Annotated in this window: 4 protein-coding genes, 2 tRNA genes and 5 rRNA genes; 1 reads left to right on the forward strand and 10 read right to left on the reverse strand. The window is 38.0% G+C overall.

What is annotated here, in order from left to right:
* Positions 1–79: 79 nt before the first annotated feature.
* The 6 genes from rrf (QIA19_RS02625) to QIA19_RS02650 all read right to left on the reverse strand — a co-directional run bounded on the left by rrf (QIA19_RS02625) (position 80) and on the right by QIA19_RS02650 (position 8066).
* Positions 80–190: ribosomal RNA gene (gene rrf / locus QIA19_RS02625) — 5S ribosomal RNA — on the reverse strand.
* A 23-nt stretch (positions 191–213) separates the two neighbouring features.
* Positions 214–3142: ribosomal RNA gene (locus QIA19_RS02630) — 23S ribosomal RNA — on the reverse strand.
* A 183-nt stretch (positions 3143–3325) separates the two neighbouring features.
* Positions 3326–3436, reverse strand: a 5S ribosomal RNA gene (gene rrf / locus QIA19_RS02635).
* A gap of 23 nt (positions 3437–3459) precedes the next feature.
* Positions 3460–6388 (reverse strand): 23S ribosomal RNA (locus QIA19_RS02640).
* 204 nt (positions 6389–6592) lie between these two features.
* Positions 6593–7432 (reverse strand): Cof-type HAD-IIB family hydrolase, encoded by an 840-nt coding sequence (locus QIA19_RS02645; protein ID WP_301365627.1) that lies wholly within the window; start codon positions 7430–7432, stop codon positions 6593–6595.
* A gap of 106 nt (positions 7433–7538) precedes the next feature.
* Complete coding sequence (locus tag QIA19_RS02650; RefSeq protein ID WP_301366228.1) at positions 7539–8066, reverse strand: DNA-3-methyladenine glycosylase; 528 nt, start codon at positions 8064–8066, stop codon at positions 7539–7541.
* Between the two features lie 414 nt (positions 8067–8480).
* Between QIA19_RS02650 and QIA19_RS02655 the strand changes: the two genes are divergently transcribed.
* Positions 8481–8554, forward strand: a tRNA-Ile gene (locus QIA19_RS02655).
* Between the two features lie 629 nt (positions 8555–9183).
* On the opposite strand, the gene QIA19_RS02660 is transcribed toward QIA19_RS02655, so the two are convergent.
* The 4 genes from QIA19_RS02660 to QIA19_RS02675 all read right to left on the reverse strand — a co-directional run bounded on the left by QIA19_RS02660 (position 9184) and on the right by QIA19_RS02675 (position 12454).
* Positions 9184–9257: transfer RNA gene (locus QIA19_RS02660), tRNA-Ala, on the reverse strand.
* A gap of 165 nt (positions 9258–9422) precedes the next feature.
* A 16S ribosomal RNA gene (locus QIA19_RS02665) occupies positions 9423–10958 on the reverse strand.
* A gap of 210 nt (positions 10959–11168) precedes the next feature.
* Positions 11169–11717, reverse strand: a complete 549-nt coding sequence (locus QIA19_RS02670; protein WP_301365629.1) for a 2'-deoxyribosyltransferase — start codon at positions 11715–11717, stop codon at positions 11169–11171.
* 227 nt (positions 11718–11944) lie between these two features.
* Positions 11945–12454 (reverse strand): nucleoside-diphosphate kinase, encoded by a 510-nt coding sequence (locus tag QIA19_RS02675; protein WP_301365631.1) that lies wholly within the window; start codon positions 12452–12454, stop codon positions 11945–11947.
* Positions 12455–12554 lie beyond the last annotated feature (100 nt).

The following is a 12554-nucleotide window of genomic DNA, read 5'->3' on the forward strand; positions in this document are numbered from 1 at the left end:
ATTAAAATACAATAGTTTTATCACTGTGTAAAAACAAATATACATAATAAATTTAAGATTTAAAGCATAAAAATAAAAACCCTGGCAATAACCTACTCTCCCGCGAACTCGCAGTACCATCAGCGAATAAGAGCTTAACTTCTGTGTTCGGAATGATAACAGGTGTTTCCTCTTTTCTTTAACCACCAGGGTTTTTACAAGGAAGACAAAAATATGGCCAAAGATATGGGTAATTAGTATTAGTCAGCTCAATATATTACTATACTTACACTTCTAACCTATCAACCTGGTATTCTTCCAGGACCCTTAAAGGATATCTCATCTTGAGGAAGGCTTCCCACTTAGATGCTTTCAGCGGTTATCCTTTCCGAACGTAGCTACCCAGCACTTACCCTTGGCAGGATAACTGGTACACTAGAGGTTCGTCCATCTCGGTCCTCTCGTACTAAAGATAGCTCCTCTCAAATATCCAACGCTTGTGGCAGATAGGGACCAAACTGTCTCACGACGTTCTGAACCCAGCTCGCGTACCGCTTTAAATGGCGAACAGCCATACCCTTAGGACCTGCTCCAGCCCTAGGATGCGATGAGCCGACATCGAGGTGCCAAACCCTTCCGTCGATGTGAACTCTTGGGAAGGATAAGCCTGTTATCCCCGGAGTACCTTTTATTCGTTAAGTGACGGCGCTTCCACTTGCCACCGCCAGATCACTAAGACCTACTTTCGTATCTGTTCGACTTGTCAGTCTTACAGTTAAGCTACCTTATGCCTTTACACTTACAGAGTGATTTCCAACCACTCTAAGGTAACCTTTGCGCACCTCCGTTACTCTTTAGGAGGCGACCGCCCCAGTCAAACTACCCACCTGGCACTCTCCTCATATTTCTATAAGTTAGAAACCTAATTAAACAAGGGTGGTATTTCAAGATTGACTCCACTACCCCTAACGAGATAGCTTCAAAGTCTCCCACCTATCCTACACATATTTAATCAAATCTCAATACCAAGCTATAGTAAAGGTTCACGGGGTCTTTCCGTCTAACCACAAGTAATCGGCATCTTCACCGATACTTCAATTTCACCGAGCTCCACGTTGAGACAGCGTCCAAATCGTTACACCATTCGTGCGGGTCGGAACTTACCCGACAAGGAATTTCGCTACCTTAGGACCGTTATAGTTACGGCCGCCGTTTACTGGGGCTTAAATTCAATGCTTCGCATAAACTAACATCTCCTCTTAACCTTCCAGCACCGGGCAGGTGTCAGTCCCTATACTTCTCTTTACAGATTTGCAGAGACCTGTGTTTTTGGTAAACAGTCGTTTGGACCATTTTTATGCTACCTAATTGCTTAGGTCGTACTTATCCCGAAGTTACGTACGTATTTTGCAGAGTTCCTTAACGTGGATTCTCTCGCGCGCCTTAGAATTTTCATCCCACCTACCTGTGTCGGTTTGCGGTACGGTCCCTTATAGCCTAACCTTAGAAGCTATTTCTTGGCACCTTGACTACCTACATTTCATGCTACCTAAATAGCACTCATCATCACATCTTAGCTCTCTTAACGGATTTTCCTATTAAGATCATCGCCTTAATGCTTAAACTAGGACAACCATCGCCTAGCAGTAGTTAACCTCATGCGTCACTCCATCGAAACTATAAGAGGTACGGGAATATTAACCCGTTTCCCATCGGCTACACTTTTCAGCTTTGCCTTAGGGGCCGACTAACCCTGGGAAGACGACCTTTACCCAGGAAACCTTAGGTTTTCGGCGAATGGGAATCTCACCCATTTTTTCGTTACTCATACCTGCATTCTCACTTCTGATACCTCCATCAAACTTTCCAGTTTAACTTCTCTGGCTTACAGAACGCTCCCCTACCATCTTAACTTTCGTTAAGATCCAAAGCTTCGGTAATGTGTTTAGCCCCGTTACATTATCGGCGCTTAAGTACTCGACCAGTGAGCTATTACGCACTCTTTAAAGGTATGGCTGCTTCTAAGCCAACCTCCTGGCTGTTTACGTACCTAAACCTCCTTTTCCACTTAACACATTTTTGAGACCTTAGCTGTTGGTCTGGGTTGTTTCCCTCTCGACTATGAACCTTATCGCCCATAGTCTCACTCCTATTCATCATTTAATAGCATTCGGAGTTTAACTGAGTTTGGTACCCTTTGACAGGCCCTAGCTCAATTAGTGCTCTACCTCTATTAAACTAAAATAAGGCTGAACTTAAATCCATTTCGGGGAGAACCAGCTATCTCCGAGTTTGTTTAGCCTTTCACTCCTATTCACAGCTCATCCCTGCCTTTTTAAACAGACTAGAGTTCGGCCCTCCACTTGGTTTTACCCAAGCTTCAGCCTGGCCATAAATAGATCACTCGGCTTCGGGTCTACCACATCTAACTAAATCGCCCTTTTAAGACTCGCTTTCGCTTCGACTCCAACACTTCTATGCTTTAATCTTGCTAGACATGATAACTCGCAGGTTCATTATGCAAAAGGCACGCCATCACCGCAATAAATTACGGCTTTGACTGCTTGTAAGTCTACGGCTTCAGTTCTATTTCACTCCCCTCCCGGGGTTCTTTTCACCTTTCCCTCACGGTACTCTTCTCTATCGGTAGCTTTCTAGTATTTAGCCTTGGAGAGTGGTCTCCCCAGCTTCAAACAAGGTTTCTCGTGCCTCGTCCTACTCAGGAACATTTTAAAAAGATATTTACATTTAAATTACAGGACTATCACCTTCTTTGGTTAAACTTTCCAGATTATTCTTCTATATAAATATTTTGTAACTTTTTTGCTTATTACAGACTAAGCTTAAACGTCCTACAACCCCATAAATGCAACGCTCTGCAGCTTGACACATTTAAAGTTTGGGCTACTCCCTTTTCGCTCGCCACTACTAAGGGAATCTCTTTGATTTCTTTTCCTCAGGGTACTTAGATGGTTCACTTCCCCTGGTATCGCCTCTATTATTTAAATAATAGATAGCTAGCATCTTGCTAGCTGGATTACTCCATTCGGTAACCTTGGGATCAATAAATGTTTGCTTCTCCCCCAAGCTTTTCGCAGCTTACCACGACCTTCTTCGCCTTAAAGCTCCTAGGCATTCACCATAGACTCTTATTACTTTGACCATATTTTTATCTTCCATCTCTATTTTGCCAATTTGTTTATACAACATAAAATAATATATATCTTTGTTTAATCCATGTCAATATATATTTTATTTTTTATGTTATTTAAACAACACATTCAAAAACACTAATATTTAAAAAAACATAAAAATAAAATCAAGAATTAAGGCATAAAAATAAAAACCCTGGCAATAACCTACTCTCCCGCGAACTCGCAGTACCATCAGCGAATAAGAGCTTAACTTCTGTGTTCGGAATGATAACAGGTGTTTCCTCTTTTCTTTAACCACCAGGGTTTTTATAAGGAAGACAAAAATATGGCCAAAGATACGGGTAATTAGTATTAGTCAGCTCAATATATTACTATACTTACACTTCTAACCTATCAACCTGGTATTCTTCCAGGACCCTTAAAGGATATCTCATCTTGAGGAAGGCTTCCCACTTAGATGCTTTCAGCGGTTATCCTTTCCGAACGTAGCTACCCAGCACTTACCCTTGGCAGGATAACTGGTACACTAGAGGTTCGTCCATCTCGGTCCTCTCGTACTAAAGATAGCTCCTCTCAAATATCCAACGCTTGTGGCAGATAGGGACCAAACTGTCTCACGACGTTCTGAACCCAGCTCGCGTACCGCTTTAAATGGCGAACAGCCATACCCTTAGGACCTGCTCCAGCCCTAGGATGCGATGAGCCGACATCGAGGTGCCAAACCCTTCCGTCGATGTGAACTCTTGGGAAGGATAAGCCTGTTATCCCCGGAGTACCTTTTATTCGTTAAGTGACGGCGCTTCCACTTGCCACCGCCAGATCACTAAGACCTACTTTCGTATCTGTTCGACTTGTCAGTCTTACAGTTAAGCTACCTTATGCCTTTACACTTACAGAGTGATTTCCAACCACTCTAAGGTAACCTTTGCGCACCTCCGTTACTCTTTAGGAGGCGACCGCCCCAGTCAAACTACCCACCTGGCACTCTCCTCATATTTCTATAAGTTAGAAACCTAATTAAACAAGGGTGGTATTTCAAGATCGACTCCACTACCCCTAACGAGATAGCTTCAAAGTCTCCCACCTATCCTACACATATTTAATCAAATCTCAATACCAAGCTATAGTAAAGGTTCACGGGGTCTTTCCGTCTAACCACAAGTAATCGGCATCTTCACCGATACTTCAATTTCACCGAGCTCCACGTTGAGACAGCGTCCAAATCGTTACACCATTCGTGCGGGTCGGAACTTACCCGACAAGGAATTTCGCTACCTTAGGACCGTTATAGTTACGGCCGCCGTTTACTGGGGCTTAAATTCAATGCTTCGCATAAACTAACATCTCCTCTTAACCTTCCAGCACCGGGCAGGTGTCAGTCCCTATACTTCTCTTTACAGATTTGCAGAGACCTGTGTTTTTGGTAAACAGTCGTTTGGACCATTTTTATGCTACCTAATTGCTTAGGTCGTACTTATCCCGAAGTTACGTACGTATTTTGCAGAGTTCCTTAACGTGGATTCTCTCGCGCGCCTTAGAATTTTCATCCCACCTACCTGTGTCGGTTTGCGGTACGGTCCCTTATAGCCTAACCTTAGAAGCTATTTCTTGGCACCTTGACTACCTACATTTCATGCTACCTAAATAGCACTCATTATCACATCTTAGCTCTCTTAACGGATTTTCCTATTAAGATCATCGCCTTAATGCTTAAACTAGGACAACCATCGCCTAGCAGTAGTTAACCTCATGCGTCACTCCATCGAAACTATAAGAGGTACGGGAATATTAACCCGTTTCCCATCGACTACACTTTTCAGCTTTGCCTTAGGGGCCGACTAACCCTGGGAAGACGACCTTTACCCAGGAAACCTTAGGTTTTCGGCGAATGGGAATCTCACCCATTTTTTCGTTACTCATACCTGCATTCTCACTTCTGATACCTCCATCAAACTTTCCAGCTTAACTTCTCTGGCTTACAGAACGCTCCCCTACCATCTTAACTTTCGTTAAGATCCAAAGCTTCGGTAATGTGTTTAGCCCCGTTACATTATCGGCGCTTAAGTACTCGACCAGTGAGCTATTACGCACTCTTTAAAGGTATGGCTGCTTCTAAGCCAACCTCCTGGCTGTTTACGTACCTAAACCTCCTTTTCCACTTAACACATTTTTGAGACCTTAGCTGTTGGTCTGGGTTGTTTCCCTCTCGACTATGAACCTTATCGCCCATAGTCTCACTCCTATTCATCATTTAATAGCATTCGGAGTTTAACTGAGTTTGGTACCCTTTGACAGGCCCTAGCTCAATTAGTGCTCTACCTCTATTAAACTAAAATAAGGCTGAACTTAAATCCATTTCGGGGAGAACCAGCTATCTCCGAGTTTGTTTAGCCTTTCACTCCTATTCACAGCTCATCCCTGCCTTTTTAAACAGACTAGAGTTCGGCCCTCCACTTGGTTTTACCCAAGCTTCAGCCTGGCCATAAATAGATCACTCGGCTTCGGGTCTACCACATCTAACTAAATCGCCCTTTTAAGACTCGCTTTCGCTTCGACTCCAGCACTTCTATGCCTTAATCTTGCTAGACATGATAACTCGCAGGTTCATTATGCAAAAGGCACGCCATCACCGCAATAAATTACGGCTTTGACTGCTTGTAAGTCTACGGTTTCAGTTCTATTTCACTCCCCTCCCGGGGTTCTTTTCACCTTTCCCTCACGGTACTCTTCTCTATCGGTAGCTTTCTAGTATTTAGCCTTGGAGAGTGGTCTCCCCAGCTTCAAACAAGGTTTCTCGTGCCTCGTCCTACTCAGGAACATTTTAAAAAGATATTTACATTTAAATTACAGGACTATCACCTTCTTTGGTTAAACTTTCCAGATTATTCTTCTATATAAATATTTTGTAACTTTTTTGCTTATTACAGACTAAGCCTAAACGTCCTACAACCCCATAAATGCAACGCTCTGCAGCTTGACACATTTAAAGTTTGGGCTACTCCCTTTTCGCTCGCCACTACTAAGGGAATCTCTTTGATTTCTTTTCCTCAGGGTACTTAGATGGTTCACTTCCCCTGGTATCGCCTCTATTATCTAAATAATAGATAGCTAGCATCTTGCTAACTGGATTACTCCATTCGGTAACCTTGGGATCAATAAATGTTTGCTTCTCCCCCAAGCTTTTCGCAGCTTACCACGACCTTCTTCGCCTTAAAGCTCCTAGGCATTCACCATAGACTCTTATTACTTTGACCATATTTTTATCTTCCATCTCTATTTTGCCAATTTGTTTATGCAACATAAAATAATATATATCTTTGTTTAATCCATGTCAATACTTATTCCAATATTTTAATAAATAAATTTTCAAAAATACATTTTAAGTAAAAAATTTATATTTTAAATAGAAAATCCTGCTAAAAATAAATCAAATGGATTAAACATTTAAATACAAATTATTAGTATTTAATATTAAGCTCAAAAAAATCAATTAAAAACCTAGCAACACCATCCTCATTATTACTAAATCTTGTTATTTCATTCTTTGCTAAATTAATTTTAAGAAATTCATTGGCATTTTTCATTAAAACCCCTTTGCCAAGATTTTTGAGCATTTCATAATCATTATTATTATCTCCAAAAGCTAAAACATCACACAATGGAATGCTTTCAAGAAAAGCAATATTTTTAATAGCATTATATTTATTAGCATTAATATTGGTAACCTCTAATAAATCTTTAGAAGAAAAAAACACTCTTGTGTCCTGAAAATCTTTACTTTTAATCTCATTGTCAAGTTTATTAAGAATTACCAAATCGTCACAATAATAAACAATCTTAGAAACAGAATCAACGTTTAGTTTAGTCAAATCCCCAATAATAACATTTAAGCCCAAATCCTTAATAAAATGTTTCATAATAGGACTTTTAACATCTGCATTAGAATACCAAGTATCAAAAGTATAAAGATTAACATCAACATTATCTGTATGTATCTTGAGAATTTCTTTTGCTAAGTCATAACTCATTGCGTATCTAAAAATTAAATTTTCTTGCAAAAACACTTCAGCCCCATTCGCCGTTACAAGATAATTTTCATTAATACCAATTTCTTTTAATTGGCTCCTTATATTTTTAACTTCACCCAATCTTCTACCGGTTGCAATAATTATTTTAAAATCTTTCTTCAAAGCCAAAAGAACCTCAAGAGTTAAAAAGGCAATCTCATGGTTATTATTCAATAAAGTGCCATCAAGGTCAAAAACCAGCATTTTATATCTTTTATAATTAGAATTCATATATAAATCTCTCTTTCAAAATATACTATCCCAAATAATTTATTATCAATAAATTACTCTTAAAGCATAAAATAATAAAATTTAAAAAAATATAATTAAATGAAAATCAACGCCTTGAAACAAATTTGTTATCTTTGATATAAAACCTCCAAAGCTTGTTTATATCACCCTCTTGTGCATAATCAATATTAATTCTTTTTGAACAAACTATATTAAAATCTAGATTCAAACCTCTTTGTAAAAAAAGCTCATTATTCCCAATAAGATCAACTTTATTAAAAGTTAAATCAATGTTTAAAAATTTTGTAAGTTTTCCAGGACCATTAGTAAGAATGCTTTTCTCTTCCAATAGTGGAGAAATGGGCTCTACACTTCTGATTAAAACAGCTTGAGGATTATTTTTATCTGCAGTCACAATGTTAAACATATAATGCATACCATATATTATATACACATAAGAATATCCTCCTATGCTATACATAGCATTTGTGCGATTTGTTATCTTGCCGCCATAAGAATGACAAGCGCTATCTGTTATCCCCATATAAGCTTCCGTTTCAACAATTCTGGTAACTATTTCCTCTTTATCGATCTTTCTGATCAACAAATTACCAAGCAATAACTTTGCAACGATAGTAGCATCTTATAAAAAAAAATATCGAACCATAAACTCAATTTTAAAACAAGATAATAATAATAATAAAAAAAATTATTACCAAAGCACACATGTAAAACATAAAAACATATTGCCCAGAACAAAAATAAAAATTAAAATCACTTAATCACCCAGTAAATATATAATTTAATAAATTCTTGGTTGATTAATAATTTTTTTAAATTTTTTGATTAAAAATTTAAAAAGTTGAACTGGTTCAACTTAAATCAGCTTATATGAAAATGCTAATCTAAAATATAAAATATCGAGCATTGATAAATATATAAAAAATTATAAACTATATGCAATATCTCTTATATCTTTTCAAGATATAAGAGATATTGACAAAGTCATAAGATTTAAATAAAATTTGTAAAGAATTGATATGCTTAAGGGACCATAGCTCAGGTGGTTAGAGCGCAGGTCTGATAAACCTGAGGTCGGATGTTCAACTCATCCTGGTCCCAATGTATTCCATTGTTTTAAGTACGACAGTACTGCTTTAAGCTATCATTAATAAGAACAACAAAAGTTTATTCAATTTATATATTAAGGTATATACGATTCCAACTTCATAAAGTTAAGTTTCAGACTTCAATCTGAATTGAGACCTGCTTTATGGTATTTTGCTTAGCTTTTTTAGGTTATTACGACAAGCTTGTAACCCAGGACAAGGAACATGACGATTTAATGCAATCTTTGCCTTACTCCAACTTATAACTGACGGTCTTATCCAAATCCCCACTACTAGATGCTGACAGCGATAACAAGGGCTGCGACTCGCTACAATACTTGTCCCTACCTAGACATCACGCTTAGCAATCCACATTATTTTCTAACTAAAAGCTATTTTATAAATGATCTGCATTTATAAAATAGGCCGCTGGAAAATATAATTCTGTTTAATCCTTGTGCTTTAGTGAAACAACCTTGGATTTTATCTAAAGTTTACCTTCGCTTTTAGACATTCTTCTTAATATCAACAGAACCCACCTTTAACCCAGAAATCCTAACTTCCTCTGTTTCACATTCCAATAATTACTTTAACAAAGCTACTTAAAAACATACTTAATCACAATTTAGGGCACAAGCCCAATGGAGGTTAAGGGACTCGAACCCTTGACCCTCGGCTTGCAAAGCCGATGCTCTAGCCAACTGAGCTAAACCCCCAAAATGACCTAAACTCAACAAAGCTCTTTAATATCAAAAATAAAAATTTAATACATAAGCTTCTCTTAAATCTACAGAAATAACACTGGTTTTAAAAACTCTCTTATCAAAAGAAAAGAGCAGGGAAGAGTTAATGGAACCAGCCTTAGTTTATCTTTCTCTTAGAAAGGAGGTGATCCAGCCGCACTTTCCAGTACGGCTACCTTGTTACGACTTCACCCCCCTCACTAAACATACCTTAAATACCTTCCTCCCTTACGGGTTAGAATAATAGCTTCGGGTATCCTCAACTCGGGTGGTGTGACGGGCGGTGTGTACAAGGCCCGAGAACGTATTCACCGTATCATTCTGATATACGATTACTAGCGATTCCAACTTCATGAAGTCGAGTTTCAGACTTCAATCCGGACTGAGACCTGCTTTATGCGTTTTGCTTCACATCACTGCTTCGCTTCGCTTTGTACAGGCCATTGTAGCACGTGTGTAGCCCAGGACATAAGGGCCATGATGATTTGACGTCATCCTCACCTTCCTCCGACTTATCACCGGCAGTCTTATCTGAGTCCCCACCATTACATGCTGGTAACAGATAACAAGGGTTGCGCTCGTTGCGGGACTTAACCCAACACCTCACAGCACGAGCTGACGACAACCATGCAGCACCTGTATATAGGCCCCAAACGGGGAATAATTATCTCTAACTATATCCTATATATGTCAAGCCCTGGTAAGGTTCCTCGCGTATCATCGAATTAAACCACATGCTCCACCGCTTGTGCGGGCCCCCGTCAATTCCTTTGAGTTTCACTCTTGCGAGCATACTCCCCAGGCGGCACACTTAACACGTTAGCTTCGGTACTAACTTTTAGTTAACACCAAGTGTGCATCGTTTACAGCGTAGACTACCAGGGTATCTAATCCTGTTTGCTCCCTACGCTTTCGTGACTCAGCGTCAGTCTTGACCCAGAAGTTCGCCTTCGCCTCCGGTATTCTTTCTGATATCAACAGATTCCACCCTTACACCAGAAATTCTAACTTCCTCTATCAGACTCTAGACATATAGTTTCCAACATAGGTCCACAGTTGAGCTGTGGTATTTTATGCATAGACTTATATATCCGCCTACTCACCCTTTACGCCCAATAATCCCGAACAACGCTCGCCCCTTACGTATTACCGCGGCTGCTGGCACGTAATTAGCCGGGGCTTATTCATAAATTAACGTCATCACTTTGTCATTTCCTACAAAGCTTATTCCTCATTTATAAAAGAATTTTACAATCTTTCGACCTTCTTCATTCACGCAGTGTCGCTCCGTCAGGCTTTCGCCCATTGCGGAAGATTCTTAGCTGCTGCCTCCCGTAGGAGTCTGGACCGTATCTCAGTTCCAGTGTGACCGTTCACCCTCTCAGGCCGGTTACTTATCATCGCCTTGGTAGGCATTTACCCTACCAACTAGCTAATAAGACGCAGACTCATCTACAAGCGAAGCTTTAAAGGCTTCCTTTCATCACTTAACAAATTAATTGACCTTATTCGGTATTAGCTACTATTTCTAATAGTTATCCCCATCTCGTAGGTAGATCATCCACGCGTTACTCACCCGTTCGCCACTGAATGTATTACTACATCCCGTTTGACTTGCATGCTTAAGACGCACTGCCAGCGTTAGTTCTAAGCCAGGATCAAACTCTTCGTTATTTTATTTTTTTATTTAAAAAAATTAACAGGTTTTGTTTATTCTTTTGGCTTTTAACCTTACTTAACTCTTCCCTTCTCTCATCTTCCAATAATCATTTCAACCTTTAATACTTTAACAAAAGAAGAATCATATTGTCAATACCTTTGCATTATTTTTATTAATATAAAATGTAAAAAAATAAATTTTATTAATAAGCCATAATAAAAGCATTAACAGCCACACTTTTCATTAGCAGGCAAAGTTGTAAAAATTTTTTTTAATTTATTCCCCAATTTAGCTTTTAAATAATCAAAAAAAGTTCTGAAATTTTCATTATCTCCTTTAAACTTAATCCACAGTTCTTTAAAGGTTAAAATTCCTTCCCTAAGATCCTTGTAATTGGAAAAAGCAGCAATACAGTCGCTATACATTAAATTATAAAAATCAGAATCTTGTTTATCTTTAAAAAAATCTATACTTGGTATTTTCTTGGCAAAGGCGAATCCTCTCTCATAAGCCGTGCCAGAATCAACATAATTAACCAGGGCTAAAACAATATCGCTACTAACTAACTCTTTTAAATCTATTTCTCTTATCTTCTCCCTTATATCTCTATTTGCAAACTTATAATCAACCTTCTCAAGCAATCCCATCTTTTTGACAGCATGATGCTCTGGAGAAAATACTTCTAAATTAAACTCTTCAAGAAATTTCAAAACCTCATCCCTTAGTTTAATTTCCTTTTCCTTAAAAAATGGAGAGGCTAAATAAATCTTCATAAAAACCCCTATCAAAATTCAAGTATAACACAATAAATCAATCGGGTAAAATCAAGAATAAATAAACATAAAATCAAGGTAAAAACACTATTCTTAAGAACAATTTTCTATATAAGAATTCTCCTAAAATACAAAAATTCAAACAAAAGTACAAAAATTGCTCTTATTTCGGGCTAACACAAAGGTAATTTACAGCTTATTCCTTTTAAGAGATAGACTTATAAAAATTAACAATAATAATGCTCACATTCATCATCTCTTTTGTAGTTTAAAATTTCATTGTCTTTAAACCAAATTGGTATTTCGCGCATCGCATCTGCCTCATTTGCAGATGCATGAATCACATTGTAAATTGAAAAACCTTTTTCATTTGAATACTTAAAACTATGATAAGAAAAATCTCCCCGTATTGTTCCAGGAATAGCCAATTTTGGCTCAGTAGCACCACAAAGCTTCCTCACAACCTCAATGCTTTCAACCCCTTCAACAACAAATGCAAAAACAGGGGAATTTGAAATAAATTTAATTAAAGAATTCCAAACAGCCTCACTATGTCTAAAGACAATATCATTGTATAAATAATGTTTTTTTGCCAAACTCTCATCAACAATAAGCATTTTAGCAGCTACCATCTTTAAACCTGCCCTTTCAAATCTAGAAACTACATCGCCAATTAAACCTCTTCTAACTCCATCTGGCTTAACAATACATAAAGTTTTTTGCAATAACATTGACATAAATCCTCCTAAAATTTAGGATATATATTTAAAAATAATTGAATAAATAAAAATACTTATTCAATACAAAAATTATATCTGATTAATTACATTTATATGG

The organism is [Borrelia] finlandensis (assembly GCF_030438365.2).
In the GTDB taxonomy this organism is placed as follows: Bacteria; Spirochaetota; Spirochaetia; order Borreliales; family Borreliaceae; genus Borreliella; species Borreliella finlandensis.